At 68.5% G+C, this 19,814-nt stretch carries 19 protein-coding genes and 1 tRNA gene; 15 read left to right on the top strand and 5 right to left on the bottom strand.

The genetic code is table 11. The features are described from left to right. The first annotated feature begins 39 nt into the window (after positions 1-39). The 8 genes from LC452_RS18600 to LC452_RS18635 all read left to right on the top strand — a co-directional run bounded on the left by LC452_RS18600 (position 40) and on the right by LC452_RS18635 (position 8,293). On the top strand, positions 40-1,248 hold the full coding sequence (locus LC452_RS18600) for a dipeptidase (protein WP_223628046.1): 1,209 nt from the start codon (positions 40-42) through the stop codon (positions 1,246-1,248). Continuing rightward, on the top strand, positions 1,248-2,867 hold the full coding sequence (locus tag LC452_RS18605; protein WP_223628048.1) for an ABC transporter substrate-binding protein: 1,620 nt from the start codon (positions 1,248-1,250) through the stop codon (positions 2,865-2,867). Before LC452_RS18600 ends, LC452_RS18605 begins: the two co-directional genes overlap by 1 nt. A 31-nt stretch (positions 2,868-2,898) precedes the next feature. Then, positions 2,899-3,861, top strand: a complete 963-nt coding sequence (locus LC452_RS18610) for an ABC transporter permease (RefSeq protein ID WP_223628049.1) — start codon at positions 2,899-2,901, stop codon at positions 3,859-3,861. Further along, the gene (locus tag LC452_RS18615) at positions 3,858-4,757 is read left to right on the top strand and encodes an ABC transporter permease (protein WP_223628051.1); all 900 of its coding nucleotides are present in this window, start codon (positions 3,858-3,860) and stop codon (positions 4,755-4,757) included. The genes LC452_RS18610 and LC452_RS18615 overlap by 4 nt, the downstream gene beginning before the upstream one ends. A 9-nt stretch (positions 4,758-4,766) precedes the next feature. Further along, positions 4,767-5,945, top strand: a complete 1,179-nt coding sequence (locus LC452_RS18620; RefSeq protein ID WP_223628053.1) for a Xaa-Pro peptidase family protein — start codon at positions 4,767-4,769, stop codon at positions 5,943-5,945. Between the two features lie 28 nt (positions 5,946-5,973). Further along, positions 5,974-6,876, top strand: a complete 903-nt coding sequence (locus LC452_RS18625) for an alpha/beta fold hydrolase (RefSeq protein ID WP_223628054.1) — start codon at positions 5,974-5,976, stop codon at positions 6,874-6,876. After that, a complete protein-coding gene (locus tag LC452_RS18630; protein ID WP_223628056.1) occupies positions 6,873-7,907 on the top strand; it encodes an Lrp/AsnC family transcriptional regulator in 1,035 nt (344 codons plus the stop codon). Before LC452_RS18625 ends, LC452_RS18630 begins: the two co-directional genes overlap by 4 nt. Positions 7,908-8,008: 101 nt before the next feature. Next, positions 8,009-8,293, top strand: a complete 285-nt coding sequence (locus tag LC452_RS18635) for a hypothetical protein (RefSeq protein ID WP_223628058.1) — start codon at positions 8,009-8,011, stop codon at positions 8,291-8,293. A 77-nt stretch (positions 8,294-8,370) separates the two neighbouring features. On the opposite strand, the gene LC452_RS18640 is transcribed toward LC452_RS18635, so the two are convergent. Together LC452_RS18640 and LC452_RS18645 are read right to left on the bottom strand one after the other, a co-directional pair. Continuing rightward, positions 8,371-8,547, bottom strand: coding sequence for a hypothetical protein (locus LC452_RS18640; RefSeq protein WP_223628060.1), 177 nt, complete (start codon positions 8,545-8,547; stop codon positions 8,371-8,373). A gap of 132 nt (positions 8,548-8,679) precedes the next feature. Then, positions 8,680-8,755: transfer RNA gene (locus LC452_RS18645), tRNA-Ala, on the bottom strand. Positions 8,756-8,891: 136 nt separating this feature from the next. Between LC452_RS18645 and LC452_RS18650 the strand changes: the two genes are divergently transcribed. The 5 genes from LC452_RS18650 (at position 8,892) to LC452_RS18670 (ending at position 13,249) form a co-directional block, all read left to right on the top strand. Beyond that, a complete protein-coding gene (locus LC452_RS18650) occupies positions 8,892-9,962 on the top strand; it encodes an NAD(P)-binding domain-containing protein (RefSeq protein ID WP_223628062.1) in 1,071 nt (356 codons plus the stop codon). A gap of 63 nt (positions 9,963-10,025) precedes the next feature. After that, complete coding sequence (locus LC452_RS18655; protein WP_223628064.1) at positions 10,026-10,817, top strand: hypothetical protein; 792 nt, start codon at positions 10,026-10,028, stop codon at positions 10,815-10,817. Beyond that, positions 10,814-11,341, top strand: a complete 528-nt coding sequence (locus LC452_RS18660; RefSeq protein WP_223628066.1) for a hypothetical protein — start codon at positions 10,814-10,816, stop codon at positions 11,339-11,341. Before LC452_RS18655 ends, LC452_RS18660 begins: the two co-directional genes overlap by 4 nt. Positions 11,342-11,369: 28 nt before the next feature. Beyond that, positions 11,370-12,026, top strand: a complete 657-nt coding sequence (locus tag LC452_RS18665) for an SDR family oxidoreductase (RefSeq protein WP_223628068.1) — start codon at positions 11,370-11,372, stop codon at positions 12,024-12,026. Positions 12,027-12,064: 38 nt separating this feature from the next. Next, positions 12,065-13,249, top strand: a complete 1,185-nt coding sequence (locus LC452_RS18670; RefSeq protein ID WP_223628070.1) for a glycoside hydrolase family 3 N-terminal domain-containing protein — start codon at positions 12,065-12,067, stop codon at positions 13,247-13,249. A gap of 20 nt (positions 13,250-13,269) precedes the next feature. Here the strand turns inward: LC452_RS18670 and LC452_RS18675 are convergent, their stop codons facing one another. From LC452_RS18675 to LC452_RS18685, 3 genes are read right to left on the bottom strand one after another with little or no spacing between them, the layout of a single operon-like run. Then, positions 13,270-14,133 carry a 3-methyladenine DNA glycosylase gene (locus tag LC452_RS18675; protein ID WP_223628072.1) on the bottom strand — a complete coding sequence of 288 codons (864 nt, stop codon included), beginning with the start codon at positions 14,131-14,133 and terminating at the stop codon, positions 13,270-13,272. A gap of 1 nt (position 14,134) precedes the next feature. Further along, the gene (locus LC452_RS18680) at positions 14,135-15,160 is read right to left on the bottom strand and encodes an App1 family protein (RefSeq protein WP_223628074.1); all 1,026 of its coding nucleotides are present in this window, start codon (positions 15,158-15,160) and stop codon (positions 14,135-14,137) included. Between the two features lie 4 nt (positions 15,161-15,164). Then, on the bottom strand, positions 15,165-15,836 hold the full coding sequence (locus LC452_RS18685; RefSeq protein WP_223628076.1) for a DedA family protein: 672 nt from the start codon (positions 15,834-15,836) through the stop codon (positions 15,165-15,167). Between the two features lie 41 nt (positions 15,837-15,877). On the opposite strand from LC452_RS18685, the gene LC452_RS18690 reads away from it, so the two are divergent. Together LC452_RS18690 and leuS are read left to right on the top strand one after the other, a co-directional pair. Continuing rightward, positions 15,878-17,197 (top strand): anthranilate synthase component I family protein, encoded by a 1,320-nt coding sequence (locus tag LC452_RS18690; protein WP_223628078.1) that lies wholly within the window; start codon positions 15,878-15,880, stop codon positions 17,195-17,197. A gap of 34 nt (positions 17,198-17,231) precedes the next feature. Next, entirely contained in the window at positions 17,232-19,808 is a 2,577-nt protein-coding gene (gene leuS, locus LC452_RS18695) for a leucine--tRNA ligase (RefSeq protein ID WP_223628195.1), read from the top strand. Positions 19,809-19,814 lie beyond the last annotated feature (6 nt).

Raw genomic sequence — 19,814 nt, forward strand, 5'->3', positions numbered from 1 at the left:
GGAGAGGCATCCGCATCACCGAACCGAAGGAGCGCATTCGTGCTCGAAGAAGCAGACCGGTACACCGGCTACACCGCGTACGACTACCTGGAAGCAGGCAAGGACTACCGCGAATTCCGCTACGCGAAGCAGATCGGTCGGGTCCCCGCCTACGAGGGTCTCGACCTCACCGACGCCCAGAAGGAGCGCACCGAGCGCCTGCTGCGCGAGGAGACCGTGATCTCCCTGCACGAGCACGTGCAGGTGTTCCCCGAGGACATGGGCGAGCTCCGCGACCACATCCGCCAGGGTCGGGAACCCACCGGCTACCAGGGTCTGGCGCGCTCCGGCCTGACCGCGGTGTTCGACAACGGCATGGACGGCACCTGCTGCATCTCCAGCGATGCCGGCTGGAAGTACCAGGACGTGCTGTTCGACCTCGGCGTGCGCATGGCCGACCTGGCGCACCAGGACTTCGTGATCAAGGCCGAGTCGATCAAGGACATCCGGCACGCCGCCGAGACCGGTCGCGTGGCGCACATCTTCGCGCTCGAGGCCTCGACCATGATCGAGAACGAGGTCGACCGCCTCGATGTCCTGTACGGGTTCGGCGTGCGCCAGATGGGCATCGCCTACTCGGAGGCGAACATGCTGGGCGGCGGGCTCAAGGAGCGCGGCGACGGTGGACTGACGTACTTCGGCGAGCGCGCGGTCGAGCGCATGAACAAGCTCGGCATCGCGATCGACATCTCGCACTCGGGCGACCAGACGTGCCTCGACGTGATCGCGCATTCGAAGAAGCCGGTGTTCATCACGCACGCCGGTGCGCGCGGGCTGTGGCCGACGAACCGCATGAAGACCGACGAGACGATCATCCAGTGCGCGAAGCGCGGCGGCGTGATCGGCATCGAGGCCGCTCCGCACACGACCATCTCGCCCCAGCATCCGAAGCACTCGCTGGAATCCGTGATGGATCACTTCCAGTACTGTGTCGACCTGGTGGGGCTGGAGCACGTCAGCTTCGGTCCTGACACCCTGTTCGGCGACCACGTCGGACTGCACGACGCCTTCTCGTCGAACCTCTCGCTCGGTCAGGCGCACGCCAACGTCGAGTATGAGAAGCAGCCGTACGTCGACGGCATCGAGAACCCGGCCGAGGCCTTCTACAACATCATCGGCTGGCTTGTGAAGCACGACTACTCCGACGACGAGATCCGCGCCGTCGTCGGTGGGAACACCATGCGCGTACTCGAGGAGGTTTGGGTCTGATGAAGCACAGCAAGTACCTCGCGCTCGGCGCGGCCGCGGCTCTCGCCGTCGGTCTCGTCGCCTGCGCCCCCACGGCCCCGGAGCCGGGGGAGACGTCCGGAAGCACCGGGCCGAGCGATGAGACGCTCAGCATCGGCACGACGACCGACGTCGTGAACTTCAACCCGGTGCTCGGTAACAGCCGTACCGACTCGTGGATCACGAACCTGATGTATCCGCACCTGCTGAGCATCAGCGAGGACGGCACCAAGGAGGCCCACGTGGCCACCGACTGGGGCTACGTGGACGACACGACCGGGTTCTACGAGATCCGCGACGACCTCACCTGGAGCGACGGCGAGCCGCTGACCGCGGAGGATGTCGCCTGGACGCTGAACGCGGTCAAGCGCGACCAGGCGCCGGGCACGTTCTTCGGGCAGCTCGGCAACCTCGACACGGCGACGGCCGTCTCGGACACCCGCGTCGAGCTCACGCTCACGCAGCCGGACTCGTCGATCATCGACGAGATCGGGTTCTGGGGCGTCGTCGTGCCGCAGCACGTCTTCGAGCCGAAGGGCTCGATCGCGGAGTTCGCGAACGACGGCAGCGATGGCGGCTGGGTCGGTATGGGCCCGTTCGTGCTGGATGACTTCCAGGTCGGCCAGCACTACACGCTGAAGCGCGTCGAGGACTACCCGCTCGTCGAGGGCGGCGTTCCCGGTCCTGCCGAGGTCGTGTACCGGGTGTACCCCGACGTGAACACCGAGATCCTCGCCCTGCAGAGCGGCGAGATCGACGTGATCGCGAACGCCCTCCCGCCGGCACAGGTCGAGCAGCTCAGCAACACCGACGGGTTGCAGGTCATCGAGGCCGCGGGTCTCGGCTACGCGCACCTCGTGTACAACATGGAGAAGCCGGACCTCGCGAAGACCGAGGTGCGTCAGGCTCTCGCCCACGCGGTCGACTACGACGCGATCCGGACCGTGGTGCTGCAGGATCAGGCCGTGTCCACCGGCTCCAGCGCGCTGATGCCGGTTCTCGCGAAGTACTACGACGACTCGATCAAGGAGTACGAGTTCGATCCAGAGAAGTCGCGCTCCCTGATGGAGGATGCCGGATACACGGCCGACGCCAGCGGCAACTTCCCGGTGTCGTTCCGCCTGATCTACTCGCTGCAGGACAGCGTCACCAGCCAGTGGGCGCAGCTCGTCAAGGACAGTGCGGCCGAGGCCGGCATCGCGATCGAACTGCAGGGCACCGAGCGGAACACGTACCTCGCGATGACCAGCGCGGGCGACTACGACATCTACGCGGGCAACTTCGCCATCATGGACGACCCGGTGACGAACTTCGCCCTGTCGTACCTGCCGGGGGGAGCGATCAACTACACCCACGTGGACGACGCCGACCTGAACGCTCTGATCGAAGAGGGCATGGTCACCTTCGATGAGGACGAGAAGATCTCGATCATGCGCGACGCCAACAAGATCGTGCACGAGCAGGTCTACGACAACATCATGTACACGCAGAACCTGTTCTTCGCCGCGAGCGACGAATGGGACGGATTCATCTCGAAGCCGAGCGAACTGCTGTCGATCGTGAACCCGCTCTCGCTCGCGAGCGCGCACCCGGTCGAATAACACCACTGAAATCTCGAGGAAGGTCGCCCGGGTGTCCCGAGCATCGTTCATTCTCCGTCGCGCAGGTCGAGGTCTGCTCACGATCTGGTTCGCCGTGACCGTGACGTTCCTGCTCCTGCGGCTGCTTCCCGGTGACCCGGCCCTGGCGCTGGCGAGTCCGAACATGACGGAGGCCATCCGGGCGACCATCCTCGAGCAGTACGGGCTGGACCAGCCCCTGATCGTGCAGTACGGGCTGTACATGTGGCAGCTGATCCAGGGGAACCTGGGGATCTCGTTCACCCAATCGATCCCGGTGCTCGACGTCCTCCTGCAGCGGCTGCCGTGGACGCTGCTGCTGACCATGACCGCCCTCGTACTGACGATCGTCATCGGCATCCCGCTCGGAGTGGCGGCCGCCTCGCACAAGGGCCGCTTCATCGACCGGGCGGTGCAGATCGTCGGCGTCACGGGGCAGTCCCTGTTCGTTCCGAGCGTTGCGATCCTGCTGCTGTTCGTCTTCGGGCTGAATCTCGGCTGGTTCCCCATCGGCGGTGCGTACACGAACAACACCTACGGCATCGAGTGGTACCTGAGCGTGGCGCAGCACCTCGTGCTCCCCGCCGTGTCGCTCATGCTGATCCAGGTCGGGTCGTATGTGCTGACGATGCGCTCGACCCTCATCGAGACGCTCGGCGAGGACTACATCCTGCTGGCGAAGGCCAACGGGCTCCGCGGGCGCCGCATCCTCTGGAAGCACGCCCTGCGCAACGCGCTGCTGCCCACGACCACCCTGATCGGCCTGCAGCTCGGCTTCCTCGTCGGCGGGGCCGTGCTGACCGAGACGGTGTTCGCCTACCCGGGCATCGGACGCGGCATCTACGAGGCCGTGACGCAGCTCGACTTCCCGGTGCTGCAGGGCGCGTTCCTCATGCTCGCGGCCACCGTCGTGGTCGCCAACACGCTCACCGACATCATCTACGGCTACCTGGACCCGAGAGTGAAGACCTCATGACCGCGCCGCTTCCTTCCTCCGTCCCCCTGGTGCCCAGCGAGCCCGCCGCCGTGGGCAGCGAACGTGCCAGCGCCCATACCTGGCGCGCCTTCCGCCGCGATCCTCTCGGCATGATCTCGCTCGGACTCCTGATCCTGCTCGTGATCATCGCTCTCGCGGCACCCCTGATCGCGCCGTACCCGGCGAGCTACGGGCCCGATGTGCTGCGTCCGCCCAGTGGCGACCACTGGTTCGGGACCGACGCCCTCGGTCGCGACGTGTTCGCCGAGGTCATCTGGGGCACGCAGCAGAGCGTGCTCGTCGCGGTGGCGGCCTCGGTGATCGCGATCGTGTTCGGCACGATCATCGCGGTGATCGGCGCCTACTTCCGCAAGCTCGACAGCATCATCAGCGTGATCGTCGACATGACGCTCTCGCTGCCGGTGCTGCCCCTGATGATCCTGATCGCGGCCCTCGTCGGTCCGAGCACATCGACGATCATCTTCGTCGTCGCGGCGTTCTCGTGGCCCGAGGTGACCCGTCTCGTGCGGTCGCAGGCGCTGACGGTCGTCGGTCTGCCTTACGTCGACGCCTCGCGGCTCATGACGACGTCGCCGCTGTGGATCATCTCGCGGCACGTGCTGCCGGCGGTCACCCCCGTGGTCGTCGTCTCCGTCGTGGTGACGGCGTCGCGGGCCGTGCTCTCCGCCGCAGGACTCGCCTTCCTCGGACTGGGAGACCCGACGAGCTGGTCCTGGGGCCGCGTGCTCTACGAGGCGCAGCAGGCCGGGGCGATGGTGAGCGCCTGGTGGCTGACGCTCTTCCCGTCGATCGCGATCCTGATCCTCGTGCTCTCAGCGACCCTCCTCTCGATCGCCTACAACGACGCGCGCAACCCGCGCCATCTCGCCCGCTAGGAAGCCGATATGACCGAGTTCGACCAGCGTCTCGACCCCGCGTTCTTCGACCGCGTGCAGGCCCGCGTGCGGGAGCGCATGGCGGAGGAGGGCTTCGACGCCTTCCTCACCGATCACCCCGAGGACATCGCGTATCTCACCGGGTTCTTCCACCATCCCTCGGAGCGTCCGGTGGCGATCTGGCTCGAAGCAGGCGGACGCGTCGTGATGCTGCTGCCGGAGCTCGAACGGGAGTACGCGCAGTCGCAGTCGTCGCGGGCCGAGCTGGTCGCCTTCTTCGAGTACCCGGGCGTCGTGGCGCCGTTCGAGGTGCTCGCCGCGGCGGTGTCACCCCGCGGTCGTGTGGGGTTCGCCTCGACGATGCCGTATCAGCGCCTCACCGCGGCGCGGTCGGCGATGAGCGGCGCCGAGCTCGTCGACTCGGACCTGCTCACCCGCGCGCGGTACGTCAAGTTCCCCGAGGAAGTGGTTCTGCACCGCGAGGCGGCGCGCATCACCGATCGGATGCTGGAGGCCGGTGTGCAGCTCGTCAGCGAGGCGGTGGCCGCGGGCGGAGACCTTCCGACCGAGACCGAGCTCGAGCGTCACGTGACGACCGCCGGTACCTCGCTGATGTATGCCGAGCACCGCAACGTCGTCGTCGCGTCGCTGCTCGCGGGTGGACTGGTGTACTCCGGCGCGAACTCCGCCTTTCCGCACGGCCTGCCCTCGGTGAACCGGCTCAAGGCGGGGGACACCTTCATGCTCTCGCTCGGCTGCGCGGTGGGTGGGCGGTTCATCGAGGGGGAGCGCACCTTCGTGCTCGGCGAGCCGACGGCCGATCAGCGGCGCTATCACGACACGATCCATGCGGCGCAGCGGGTCGGCCGCGAGACGATCCGGGCCGGCCTCGAATGCCGTGAAGCCAACCGCCTCTGCCTCGACATGATCCGCGAGGCAGGGCTCGGCGAGTTCATCCGCCACCGCCAGGGGCACGGCATCGGACTCGGCATGCACGAGGCACCCTGGCTGGAGGACGGCGATGCGACGCTGCTCGAGGCGGGGATGGTCGTGTCGAACGAGCCGGGGATCTACGTGCCCGGCCATGCGGGCTACCGCATCAGCGACAGCATGCTCGTGACCGAGGACGGCGCCGAGCCGCTGACCACCTTCCCGCGCGGTCTCGACGACTGCACCATCGCGCTCTGACGCATCCGATCTCGAGAAAGAGGACGACATGACATCCACCCCGCCGGTATCCCCGGAGTTCGCCGCCGCGACGAGCGACCACCAATGGGTCGAGATCAACGGCAACCACCTGGCGGTCGAGGTGCTCGGGCCGGAAGGCGCTCCGGTCATCATCACCCACCACGGGGCGCCCGGTCTCGGGTCCCGTGCCGAGCCGCGCGCGAGCTTCGGACGCCTCGCAGACGAGTACCGCGTCGTGGTGTTCGATGCCCGCGGCAGCGGACAGAGCGAGGGTGAGGGAACCTACAGCCATGAGCAGTGGGCCGCCGACATCGATGGCCTGCGCGAGTGGATCGGGGCGGAGAAGATCGTGATGGCCGGCGGATCATACGGCGGCTTCATGACGATGGAGTACGCGCTGCGCTACCCGGACCGTGTCGCCGCGATCGTGCTGCGCGACACATCGGCGGACAACTCCAACGCGCACCTGGCGCGGGAGAACGCGCTGGCATCCGATCGCGTCACCATCGACATGGAGAAGTTCGACCGCATCGACGTGGGCCAGGTCCGCGACGACGAAGACCTGAAGGACTGCTGGCGGGAGATCCTGCCGCTGTACGACTTCGTCTACGACCCCGAGGCGACGGAGCGCAAGGTGCAGGCCACTCCGTACCGCTACCGCGCCCACAACTACGCGTTCTCGGTGAACCTGCCGAACTACGACCTGAAGCCGCGCCTGCACGAGATCACGGTTCCGACACTCATCACCGTGGGCCGGACGGACTGGATCACGCCAGTATCGTGTAGCCAGGTGATCGCCGATCTCATTCCGGACTCGGAGATGGTGGTGTTCGAGAAGTCGGGTCACTCCCCGCAGATCGAGGAGGCAGAGGCGTGGACCGAGACCGTGCGCACGTTCCTGCACCGGGTGTACCCGCCGCTGACGCGATGAGCAGCAGCCATATCGGCCGCGAGTTCAGCGATCTCGACCGTCGGATCGTCGTCGCCCTGCAGCAGGACGGTCGCGCGAGCTGGACGTCGATCGCCGATTTCGCCGGCGCGTCGGTCTCCACCGTCACCCGACGTGGTCAGCAGCTGCTCGCCGAAGGTGTGGTGCAGGTGGGGATCGTGCCGACGCTGGGCAGCGAGGGGCACGTGGAGACCTTCTTCGTGCGGATCAACTGCACCCCCGGGGCCCAGCTGACCGTCGCGCAGGAGCTCATCGGTTCGCCCTACGTCCGTTTCGTGACCCTCGTGACCGGCAAGTTCGACGTCTTCGCGGAGGTCGTGATCCCCGGCGACTCCGCCACGTACGCGCACGTGCTCACCGATCTCCAGGGGATCCCCGGCGTCGAGAGATGGCGCAGCGACCTCGTCGTGCACACCTATAAGGTCAGCTTCGACTGGGGCCGTCAGCTGTACGACGCGCACGCCGAGGCGACGAGCGACCCGAAGTCGTACATGCCGGCACCGAACACGTGCGATCCCTCGCACTTCGACGCCGCCGACCGCGCGATCGTCGAGGAGCTGCGGCACAACGGGCGTGCATCGTTCCTGTCGATCGGCGCGAAGCTCGACATGAACGAGAGCAGCGTCCGTCGGCGGTATGAGCGGATGCGCAACGGCGGCTGTCTCACCACCGTCACGATGGTGCCGGCATCCGCTCTGGGAATGAGTGCGGAGACGCTGCTCATCCTGCGGGTCGAGCCGTCACGGATCGCCTCCGTCGCGCAGACGCTGTCGCAGCATGTGTCGGTCCGCTTCCTCGCCGCAGCCCTCGAGGAGAACTCGCTGTACTGCGAGATCATCCTCCCGAGCACGGAGACCCTGCACGATTTCCTCACCGGCACGATCGCGCACCTGAAGGGCGTCCGCGGCTGGAGCGCGTCGATGGAACTCGTGTTCATGAAGCGCGGCTTCATCGAGACGCCGTGGTGGCGCGCCCAGGTGGCGTCGGCAGGGGCGATCGACACCGACGCGTGATACCGCGGGCCCAGCATTGCTCGACCCTGTCAAGGGTGTTGTCTCGCTGAGCGCGGGAGCGCACACTCTCTTGTAGAGAGAGTCCTTGGAGGGCCCAGCCGATGTCAGACGTGCCAGATCCGCGCTATGTGTTGAATCGCCTCACATCATCGGAATGGGTCATCAACGACCTGCGCTACCCGCCGAACGACACGCGCCACCTCGTGGCCTGCGTGTACGAGGTGGCGGAGACCGAGGTCGAGGTGAACTGGTTGCGCGAACTCCCGCTCGCCAGTCGGTACGCGTCGGCGTTCGAGGTGCTCGAGGACATCGACCGGCTGCATCGCTCGCTCCGTTCGACGGGGTCGATCGCCGTCGCGCCGGCACCGCCTCTCCTCACGACCTAGAGAGATCCATGGGCAACGGCGCCCATGACAGAAGCGCACCCTCACGGATCACGCGGGGGTGCGCTTCGTCGTCCCGCTCAGTGCTCGTCGTCGACGTCGGCCTCGGCGGCGACGCGGTCGGCTTCGGCACTGTCGACGAGCGCGTCGTCGATGTCGGTGTCGGGCACGTGCTCGCCGTCGACGACTTTCGTCGGGACGCCGTCGGGTTCGCCGTCGTCCGGGAACGGGACGACAGGAGGAATCGGGTTGGACATGGTGGCATCCTTTCGCTCAGTGGATCTGGATGCCGTCACGATAAGGCGCTGCCGGATGCGCGAGTGAGCGGGTTGACCGTGGTCGAACAGAGCGCTAGGACGGAAAAAGCCCCCGGTGACCCGGGGGCTTCTTGGTGGACCTGAGGGGATTCGAACCCCTGACCCCCTGCATGCCATGCAGGTGCGCTACCAGCTGCGCCACAGGCCCAGACGCTGCTCCGTGAACCTTGGGGCAACTCGAAAAGAGTACTACACGAATCCGGGCGAGCACCAATCGGGACTCTGCTCCCGGGCGCGTCGTCGGGCCGCGGAACAACGGCGTGCGCGGCGATGTTGGATTCAGCGTGAACATCCTCGAGAGCCTCGTGATCGGTGCAGGGCAGGCCGGTCTCTCGTCGTCGTTCCACCTGGCCAGGCTCGGGATCTCGCACGTCGTGCTGGACTCCGGCGACCGCCCCGGTGGGGCCTGGCAGCACCGCTGGGATGCCCTGACGATGCGCGACGTGCACGGCGTCGCCGAGCTGCCGGGCGACACCGCTCCGCCTCGCGATGGGGAGCGGGCGAACGTCGCGGTGCCCGCGTACTTCGAGGCCTACGAGCAGAAGCATGCGCTGCCGGTGATCCGCCCGGTGAAGGTCGACCGCGTCGACGACGACCATGGGCTGCTCGTCGTCCGCGCCGGAGAGCAGGAGTGGACGACGCGCACGCTGGTCAACGCGACCGGCACCTGGACGCATCCGTTCCTGCCGCATGTGCCGGGTATGGAGACGTTCGTCGGCGAGCAGCTGCATACGGTGGATTACCCGGGGCCCACGCACTTCATCGGCAAGCGCGTCCTCGTCGTCGGAGGAGGAGCATCCGCCGTGCAGTTCCTCGGCGCCCTCGCGCCGATCACCGACACCCTCTGGGTCACGCGGCGCGAACCGGTCTGGCGCACCGACGACTTCTCGCCGGAGGCGGGTGCCGCGGCCGTCGCGCTCGTCGAGCAGCGGGTCGCGGCAGGCCTCCCTCCGCAGAGCGTCGTCAGCGTCACGGGCCTCATGCTGCGGCCGCAGGAGCGCGAGGCGGAACAGCTCGGCGCCTACTCCGACCGGCGCCCGATGTTCGAGCGCATCGAACCCGACGGGGTCCGCTGGGCGGACGGCTCATTCGAGCGTGTCGATGTCATCCTCTGGGCGACCGGCTTCCGACCGGCCATCGCGCACCTCGCGCCGCTTCATCTGCGCAGTGCTGCCGGCGGTATCCAGCTCGATCGCAACGGCCGCGGGACGACCGCCGTCGCCGATCCGCGCGTGCAGCTGGTCGGCTACGGCCCCTCCGCCAGCACGATCGGTGCGAACCGTGCGGGGCGCTCGGCAGCGACGGGCGTGCAGCGGATGCTCCGCCGTGCGGAGGCCCCCGTCAGCACCGTGTGAAAACCCTCGAAGAGCGGGAACCTGTGTTCGATAGGGCGTGCACCCCGTCGCTACGCTGAGGGCATGCTTCGCATCGTGTTCGCGGTCGTCTGGCTGCTGCTCTCGGTCTGGCTCGTCATCTGGGTGGGCGAGGGGCTCTTTGGCGTGAACCAGCGCCAGTCGATCCTGCCGTTCTCCGGCGAGGACACGCTCGGCGGGCCGATCTTCATCGGCGTCGCCTGGGGCCTGCTGCTGACCTTCGGCGGGATGTTCCTCGGGCTCGGGCGACGCAGGAAGCCCCGGGGCGAGGTGCAGATCGGCGTCGGCACCATCGTCGAGATCTCGCGCACCGGGCTCACGGTGAACGACGTGCCGCAGTACGACCTGTTCATCCGCGTCACACCGACGACCGGAGACGAATTCATCGGGCAGCTGCGGATGCTGGTGGATGCGAGCGACTTCTCCGCCCTCCAGATCGGTCAGCCGCTCGCCGTGCGATACAGCGCGACCGATCAGGACACGGTCGAACTGGCCGACCCCCATGACCCCGCGGTCCGCGATGCCCTCCTGCAGTGGCGCATCGATCGCGGTCTCGTCGACCCGAGCCAGGTGCGGGCACGCACGACCGGCACGCAGGTCCCGGCATCCGTGCTCGAGGTCCGACCCACCGGTCGCCGCAGAGAGGGGCAGAGCGAGCTCGCCCTGCGGGTGCTCATGGCTCCGGAGGGTGCCGCCACCTGGGAGGCCGACACGACCGTCTTCGTGTATCCCCAGGCGATCTCGCACCTGCAGGTCGGTGCGCCCATCTGGGCGTTCTACCGGCGGGAGGATCCGCAGACGGTCGCGGTCACGATCGAGAAGGAGGCCGGACGATGAACCCCATGGACACCCTCATCTGGCTGCTGAACTTCCCTGCGGCGCATGGCTACGCGATGGTCTTCATCGCCGGATTCTCGATCCTCGGCCTCTTCGCGATGTCGGTGCGCGGCGCCGCGCCGGGCGGAGCGCTCCGCGCCATCCGCGAACGGGAGGGGCTGCTGCGTCCGGAGGAGCGTCCGCGCGGCCAGGTCAGCGGTCGCATCCTGCGGATCGTCTTCCGCATCCTCGCGTTCGTCATGCTGGGGTCGCTGGTGATCGGGATCCTCGGTCTGACGGGGGTGCCGGTGACGCGCGCCTACATCTACGACAACGGCCGTCCGACGACGGCGACGATGGACGGCGACTGGGTGACGTTCACGACCGCCGAGGGAGTCGAGTACACGCTCGAGAGCAACTTCTTCAGCCCGGCCGTGTACCCGGATCGCGACGCGTACATTCCGACCGGTGAGCCGGTGGTCGTGCGCTACCTCGCTTCGCATCCGCAGGCGTTCGTGATCGACAGCTCGCAGACACCGCGCTGACGTCGGCGACGGCGCGTAGGGTGAGGACATGTCGCGCATCATCGTGTTCGGCGGCCACGGCCGCATCGCCCTGCTCCTCGCCCCGCTGCTCGCCGAGAGGGGCGACGAGATCACCGGGGTCATCCGCAACCCCGACCACACCGCAGAAGTGGAGGCCGGCGGCGCTCGTGCGCTCGTGGCCGACATCGAGACGCTCGACGTCGAGGCCCTCGCCGAGATCATCCGCGGCCATGATGCGGTGGTCTGGTCCGCCGGTGCCGGCGGGGGAGACCCGCAGCGCACCTACGCGGTCGATCGCGATGCGGCCGAGCGCACGATGGATGCCGCCGAACGCGCCGGCGTGCGCCGTTACGTGATGGTCTCCTGGATTGGGTCGACGGCCGATCACGGCGTTCCGGAGGACGACTCCTTCTTCGCCTACGCCGATGCCAAGTGGTCGGCCGACGAGCACCTGCGCGGCACCGGGCTCGAGGGCACGATCCTCGCGCCGGGGACGCTCACCCTCGACGAGCCCAGCGGGAAGATCCAGCTCGACCCCGACGGTCGTGGTGAGGTGTCGCGTGCCGACGTCGCGGCCGTGATCGCCGCGTCGCTCGCGGAGCCCTGCACGATCGGGCGCACCCTCCGCTTCGGCAACGGCAGTGATCAGGGTGCGCTTCCCATCGCCGAGGCGCTCGCCTGCTGAGGGGTCTGCCGAGCCGAGGCGGCAGGAAGGAATCCGGAATGCGTCGAATCCGTGTTCGGGCGGCCAGCGCTCTCGCCGTGGTCGCGATCGCGACGCTGTGGGCGGGCCCCGCGGCATCCGCTGTGTCGCTGCCGAGCACGACGCCCGCCGCATCCGCCGTGCAGCCCGGCACGAACGACCGTGCCGCCGAGCTCGTCGCGCAGATGACGGTGGCGCAGCAGGCGGCGAGCATCGTGATGGGACACGTGGCGGGGACGGATGCGGCCGCCCTCCGGTCCTACATGGAGTCCGGACTCGGCGGATTCATCCTCATGGGGGCCAACATCCCGGCGACCGAGGCCGAGCTGCAGGCCGTCACCTCCGCGCTCACCGTCGATCCCGCGCTTCCACCCCTGATCGCCGTCGACCAGGAGGGCGGCATCGTCTCGCGCCTGAACGGTGACGACTTCGCGGCGTCGACCTCGCTCAAGGAGCGGTCGGTCGACGACGCATCGGCCGCCTTCGCCGCTCGGGCGTCACTGGTCGCCCGCGCCGGGATCTCGGTCAACTTCGGAACCGTCGCCGACTTCACCGCGGACTCGCGCTCCTTCATCTACGGACGCGCGCTCGGCACCGATCCGACGAGCGCGGCGGAACGGGTGACCGCGGCGACCGCGGCGCAGGAGCAGTTCCTCGGCTCCACGCTCAAGCACTTCCCGGGGCACGGGGCCGCCCCCGGTGATTCGCACAGCGCGATCCCGAGCACCGGGATGGGCCTGGAGGAGTGGCGCGCGACCGAGGCCGTCCCGTTCGCGGCCGGGATCGACGCCGGAGCCTCCCTGCTGATGTTCGGTCACCTGTCGTACACGGCCGTCGATCCGGCCCCTGCCTCGCTGTCTGCGGCATGGCACCAGATCGCACGCGACGAGCTGGGCTTCCAGGGAGTCGCGGTGACGGATGACCTCGGCATGCTGCTGTCATCCGGCGACCCGGCGTATGCCGATCCCGTGGCGAACGGAGTCGCGGCGGTGGCCGCGGGCAATGACCTCGTGCTGATGATCGCCGGGTCCGACGCCGGGACGGCTGGGCAGATGGCTGCGGGCATCGCTGCCGCGGTCGATGCCGGCACCCTTCCGTCCGAGCGCCTGACGGAGGCTGCGACGCGCGTGATGGCCCTGCGGCTGGAATCCTCGGCGGCGACCGCGCAGTGGGCCGTCTGCCCGGACTGCGAACCGGCGGGCTGAGACTCAGGCGGGCTCGAGGGTCAGGCGGCTGCGCGCGCGCCGTCGCCGAGCCATGCGGACAGCAGGGCCGAGCGCAATGCTGTTCCCCGCTCCGCGAAGCCGCGCTGCCGCCGGACGTACTCGCTCTTGCCGTCGGCGGTCTCGATCGGCACGGGAACGACGTCCCAGGCGGAGAGATCGTACGGCGCCGCCTGCATGTCGAGCAGGCGGATGTCGCGCGCGAGCTCGAACGTGTCGAGCAGCAGCTCACCGGGCACGAGAGGCCCGAGCTTCATCGCCCACTTGTACAGATCCATGCCCGCGTGCAGGCAGCCCGGTTGCTCGAACAGCGGCTGCTCCTCGCGCGACAGGGGCGTACGGTTCCGTGGCACGGCCTCCGGTGTGAAGAAGCGGAAGGCGTCGAAGTGCGTGCAGCGCAGGTCGTGCCCCTCGACGACCGCGTCGGTGCCGGCCTGCCCGAGCCGCAGCGGGACCGGATGCCGGTGCTCGTCGGCGCGGTACACCATCGCCCACTCGTGCAGCCCGAAGCAGCCGAACTGCCCGGGGCGCGATGCCGTGCGGCGCAGCATCCGCTCGATGAGGCCGGCAAGCTCGGATTTCTCTCGGCGGAAGGCCGCGGCGTCAGGAACCACGGCGTCGTCGGACGAACCGGGGGAGTACCAGCGCCACGAGGCGCGGTCCGCGGCATCGGCGAGTTCGACGCCCGCTCCCGGATGCCAGCGCCGCAGCTGCGCGGGCTTGTAGGCGTAGTAGGTGAAGAGGAAATCCCAGACCGGATGCTTCTCGCCCCGCGCCGACCGGGCGCGATGCTCGGACGTGAGGGCGTCGGCCCGCTGCTGGTGCGCCGTCTCGCGCTCCATCCACTCCTCGCGTGCGAGAGACATGTCAGTTCAGGATGCCGGCCTCGCCGAGCTGGTCGCGGAGCCCCGCGCCGTCTTCGGCACTGACCCAGGGAGCCGAGTCGGCGGCGTGCGGCTCGGACTCCGCGCGACCACCGGCCAGCACGGCTTCGGCGGGGAGCAGGCGGCGGATCGCGACGCCGGCGACGGATTCGGGGTGCTCCTCCATGAACTGCGTGTAGATCGACTCGTCGTGCTGACCGTCATCGCCGATCAGCAGCCACGTCACGTGCGGGAATTCCGTCGCGAGACGGCGCAGGTTGGTGAGCTTGTGCTCGCGTCCGCTGCGGAACCAGCGGTCGTGCGTGGGGCCCCAGTCGGTGAGGAGCATCGAGCCCGCCGGGAACAGATGACGGCTGAGGAAGCGCCAGAGCGTCGGTGCGACGTTCCACGCGCCCGTCGACAGGTACACCATCGGGGCGCCCGGATGCTGCCGCAACAGCTGATCGAGGAGCACCGCCATGCCCGGAACGGGGAGGCGGGCGTGCTCGTCGAGGACGAAGGAGTTCCAGAAGGCGATGAACGGCCGGGGGAGTGCGGTGACCATCACGGTGTCATCGACATCCGACACCACGCCGAACGTCGTGTCCTTCGCGACGATGAAGGCGCGCGCCTCGACAGGTTCCTGGCCCTCGACGGAGATCGTGAACGTCTGCCATCCCGGTTCGAGATCGACGTGGATGACCGTGTCGACCACGCCGCCGCGGTCGGCGACCACCTGATGGGTCGAGTCCCCGAAGTGCACGGTCACGGCGGCGAAGCTCACCGGGATGCCGACGAAGCTGCGCCATCCGCGCACACTCGCGGGCTCGCCGTCGCGCGTCTTGCGCAGCGGTGGGACGATCAGCACCCTGCCGACGACGCGCACCCAGCCGGGACCGCCGTATCCGGGGAACGGGAGGATCGTCGCGATTCGCCCGCGGCGTCGCGCACGCCCCTCACGCCAGACGTGGATGCGGTGCTCGAGACGCGCGAACCAGTGGATCCGGGGCGCCGGGGGTGCGGAAGCCATTGGCTCAGTCTTTCACGTCGGCGTCCGTGTCCGCGTCTTCCGCCTCCAGGTGACGCGATTCCAGACGATGCAGCAGCTTCTTGCCGACGAAGACCACGACGAGGAAGAGGGCGATGATGCCCACGAAGATGTACCCGGCGTAGTGGACCTTGTCGGCGAGCTCATCGAAGCTCCCGGCAGCGAGCGACGTGATGCTCACGTACGCCGTGGCCCACAGCAGGCAGGCGGGCGCCGTCCACGCGAGGAAGCGGCGGTAGGAGAAGTGGCTCATCCCGACCGTGAGCGGCACGAGCGAGTGGAGCACAGGGAGAAAGCGCGACAGGAAGATGGCGATCCCGCCGCGGCGGGCGAGATAGCGCTCGGCCCGCACCCAGTTCGCCTCGCCGACGCGACGCCCCACCCAGGATGCCCGGATGTACGGACCGATCCAGCGTCCGAGCACGAACCCGATGCTCTCGCCGATCAGGGCGCCGACCAGGACGGCGACGATCATGGCCACGGCCTGCGCCGGACTGGTGATGCCGATGGACGCGACGAGAACGACGGTGTCACCCGGAACGACGAGGCCGATCAGGACGCTCGTCTCGAGCAGGACGGCGAGACCCGCGATGAGCGTGCGGGCGATCGGGTCGATCGACCGCATGAAGTCGATCAGCCACGGTACGAAGTCCTCCACTCCTTGAGGATACGGGAGCACCCCGGTCCTAGGCTGGAAAGGTGCGCGAACGCCTGAGTCCCCGAGAGCTGCCTCGCTGGGTGGAGCCGGCGAGCGTGTTCAGGATGCTGCAAGCGGAGGCCGCGGACGTCTTCTGGCTCGATGCCGGGGCGGCGGCGACAGAGGGGTGGAGCTTCGTCGGCGTCGGGCAGCCTGCCGAGCTCGGCGAGGACGTGCGTCTGGACGTCTCTCCCGGCGACGGCGCACTGCCGCCGTTTCAGGGAGGTTGGATCGGGTGGCGCGACTACGAGACCGGAGCAGCGGCGGCCGGCGCTCCGGTGTCGGACGACGCCGATCCCGCCGCGCCCTCGTGGCTGTGGGCGACCCGTGTCGTCGCGTTCGACCACGCGGCCGGGCGGACGTGGACGCTCAGTGCGGATGACGACGCCGAGCACTGGGCGGACGCCGTGGCCACGGCATCCGCTTCTCCGTCGACCCAATCTGCGGACCGGGCCGACGGCGGAGATCGGATCGCCGAAGCGCGGCACGAGCCCGCCGAGTACGCGACGCTCATCGAACGCTGCCGGGAGCTGATCCGCGCCGGCATCGCCTACCAGCTGTGCCTCACGACGCGATTCACCGTTCCGGGCGCGCACGACGCCGTCGCCGTCTACGAGCGCCTCCGGGCAGCCACGCCCGCGCATCACGGCGGCTTCGTCCGCATCGGAGGGCGAGCACTGCTGAGCGCGAGTCCCGAGCAGTTCCTGCACGCCGGGGGAGGTGTCATCCGCTCACGCCCGATCAAGGGCACGCGGCCGCGGAGTGCGGATCCCCAGACGGATGCGGCTCTCGCCGAGGAGCTCGCGGTGAACCTCAAGGAGCGCGCCGAGAACGTGATGATCGTCGATCTGATGCGCAACGACCTGTCGCGGGTGTGCGTTCCCGGATCGATCCGCGTCGACGGGCTGTGGGTCGTGGAGAGCTATCCGGCCGTGCACCAGCTCGTCAGCACCGTCAGCGGCACGGCAGCGGAGGGCACGACCGTCGGCGCTCTGCTCGAGGCGACGTTCCCCGCGGGGAGCATGACCGGTGCGCCGAAGCTGTCCGCCATGACGCAGCTGCACCGGCTCGAGGGTGGCCCGCGCGGCGTCTACGCGGGATGCTTCGGGTACGTCGGGGTCGACGGCGCGGTGGATCTGGCGATGGTCATCCGCAGCATCATGATCGATGAAGACGCCGCCGTGGTCGGCGCTGGCGGCGGGATCACGTGGGGATCGGTCGCTGCTGACGAGGTCGCCGAGGTGGCCACCAAAGCCCGCGCACCGCTCGCGGCGCTCGGAGCGGAAATGCCCGCGCTCTGGCGTTCCGATATCCTGAACTGATCCCGTTTTTCCCTGCAGATTGGTCGTGCGTTCGTTGTCTGAGAACCTGTCCTTCGGTCCCGCCGACGAGGGGACCCCGTCGGCGCACGCCATTCAGAGCAAGTGGCAGAAGTACTGGGCGGAGAACGAGACCTTCCTCACGGGCGGCGATGACGACAAGCGCCCGCGGCGCTACGTCCTGGCGATGTTCCCGTACCCCTCCGGCGATCTGCACATGGGGCACGCCGAGAACTACCTCTATTCCGACATCGTGGCCCGTTTCTGGCGCCACCGCGGGCACAACGTGCTGAACCCGATCGGGTGGGACTCGTTCGGCCTTCCCGCCGAGAACGCCGCGATCCGCCAGGGCGCCGACCCTCGCGAGTGGACCTACACGAACATCGCCCAGCAGAAGGCGGCGTTCCAGTCGTACGGAGTCTCGTTCGACTGGTCGCGCGTGCTGCACACCTCCGACCCGGAGTACTACCGCTGGAACCAGTGGCTGTTCCTGAAGCTGCACGAGCGGGGCCTGGCCTACCGCAAGAAGAGCGCCGTGAACTGGTGCCCGAACGACCAGACCGTGCTCGCGAACGAGCAGGTCATCGACGGCCGCTGCGAACGCTGCGGCTACGAGGTCGTCAAGAAGAAGCTGACCCAGTGGTACTTCAAGATCACCGACTACGCCGACCGGCTGCTCGACGACCTGAACCAGCTCGAGGGGTTCTGGCCGCACAAGGTGCTGCAGATGCAGCGCAACTGGATCGGCCGCTCGGTCGGCGCCGATGTCGACTTCCGCATCGAGGGCCGCGATGAGCCGGTGACCGTGTTCTCGACGCGCCCCGACACGCTGCACGGTGCGACGTTCTTCGTCGTGGCACCGGACTCCGACCTGGCCTCCGAGCTCGTCGCCGGTGCCCCCGCGGAGGTGCAGGAGCGCTTCCGCACCTACCTGGAGCAGGTGCAGAAGGAGACCGACATCGATCGGCAGTCCACGGACCGCCCGAAGACCGGTGTGTTCCTGGAGCGCTACGCGATCAACCCCGTCAACGGCGAGAAGCTGCCCGTCTGGGCGGCGGACTACGTGCTGGCCGACTACGGCCACGGCGCGGTCATGGCCGTGCCCGCGCACGACCAGCGCGACCTGGACTTCGCCCGCGCCTTCGACCTGCCGGTCAAGGTCGTCGTCGACACCACCGCTCCTGTCACGGGTGCCATGCCCGTCATCGAGGTCGACGAAGAGGGCGTGCCGATCGACACCGGTGCCGCCCTCGACGAGCAGAACCCGTCGTCCACCGGTATCGCCCTGACCGGCGAAGGCCGGATGATCAACTCGGGGCCGCTGAACGGCCTGTCCAAGCGCAACGCGATCGCCCGTGCGATCGAGCAGCTGGAGTCGTCCGGTACCGGCCGGGCCGCGAAGAACTACCGGCTGCGCGACTGGCTGATCTCCCGACAGCGTTTCTGGGGCACGCCGATCCCGATGCTGCACGCGGAGGATGGCCGGATCATCCCGGTACCCGAGGAGCAGCTGCCCGTGAAGCTGCCGAGCATCGAGGGCCTCGACCTGAAGCCGAAGGGCTCGTCGCCGCTCGGCGCGGCCGAGAGCTGGGTGCAGACCGTCGATCCCGAGACCGGCGATCCGGTGCTGCGCGACCCCGACACGATGGACACCTTCGTCGACAGCTCGTGGTACTTCCTGCGCTTCCTGTCGCCGAACAGCGACACCGTCGCGTTCGACCCGGCCCAGGCCGCACGCTGGGCTCCGGTCGACTCGTACATCGGCGGTGTCGAGCACGCGATCCTGCACCTGCTCTACGCGCGCTTCATCACCAAGGTGCTGTTCGACATGGGGCTGATCGACTTCACCGAGCCGTTCTCCAACCTGATCAACCAGGGCATGGTCCTGCTCGACGGCGCGAAGATGTCGAAGAGCAAAGGCAACCTGGTGCTCTTCGAGGAGGAGCTCGACGCCTACGGCGCCGACGCTCTGCGCGTGGGCCTGGCGTTCGCCGGGCCCGTGGAGGACGACAAGGACTGGGCCGACGTCTCGACGACCGGCGCCCAGAAGTTCCTGGCCCGCGCTCTCCGCATCGCCGGTGAGGTGGACAGCCCGGTCGACGTGGTGTTCGCCACCGGCAACGCGGGTCTGCGACGCGCGACCCACAAGCTGCTCGCCGAGGCTCCGGCCCTGGTCGAGCAGACCAAGTTCAACGTGCTGGTCGCTCGCCTGATGGAGCTCGTCAACATCACGCGCAAGACCATCGACGGTGCGGGCGGTGCCACCGACCCCGCCGTGCGCGAGGCGGCCGAGACGATCGCCGTGATGCTCGACCTCATCGCCCCGCACACCGCGGAGGAGATGTGGGAGATCCTCGGCCACGAGCCGTCGGTCGGCCTGGTGACCTGGCGTTCTGCCGATCCGGCGCTGCTCGTGGAAGACACGATCACCGCCGTCGTGCAGGTGGGCGGCAAGGTGCGCGCCCAGCTCGAGGTGTCGGCGCGCATCGGCGAGGCCGAGCTCGAGGCGCTCGCGCGGGGTGACGAGCGCGTGATCCGATCGATCGGCGACCGCGAGATCGTCAAGGTCGTCGTGCGCGCACCGAAGATCGTCAGCTTCGTCGTCAAGGGATGAGTCGTC

It is taken from the genome of Microbacterium sp. EST19A (genome assembly GCF_019969685.1).
Taxonomy (GTDB): Bacteria; Actinomycetota; Actinomycetes; order Actinomycetales; family Microbacteriaceae; genus Microbacterium.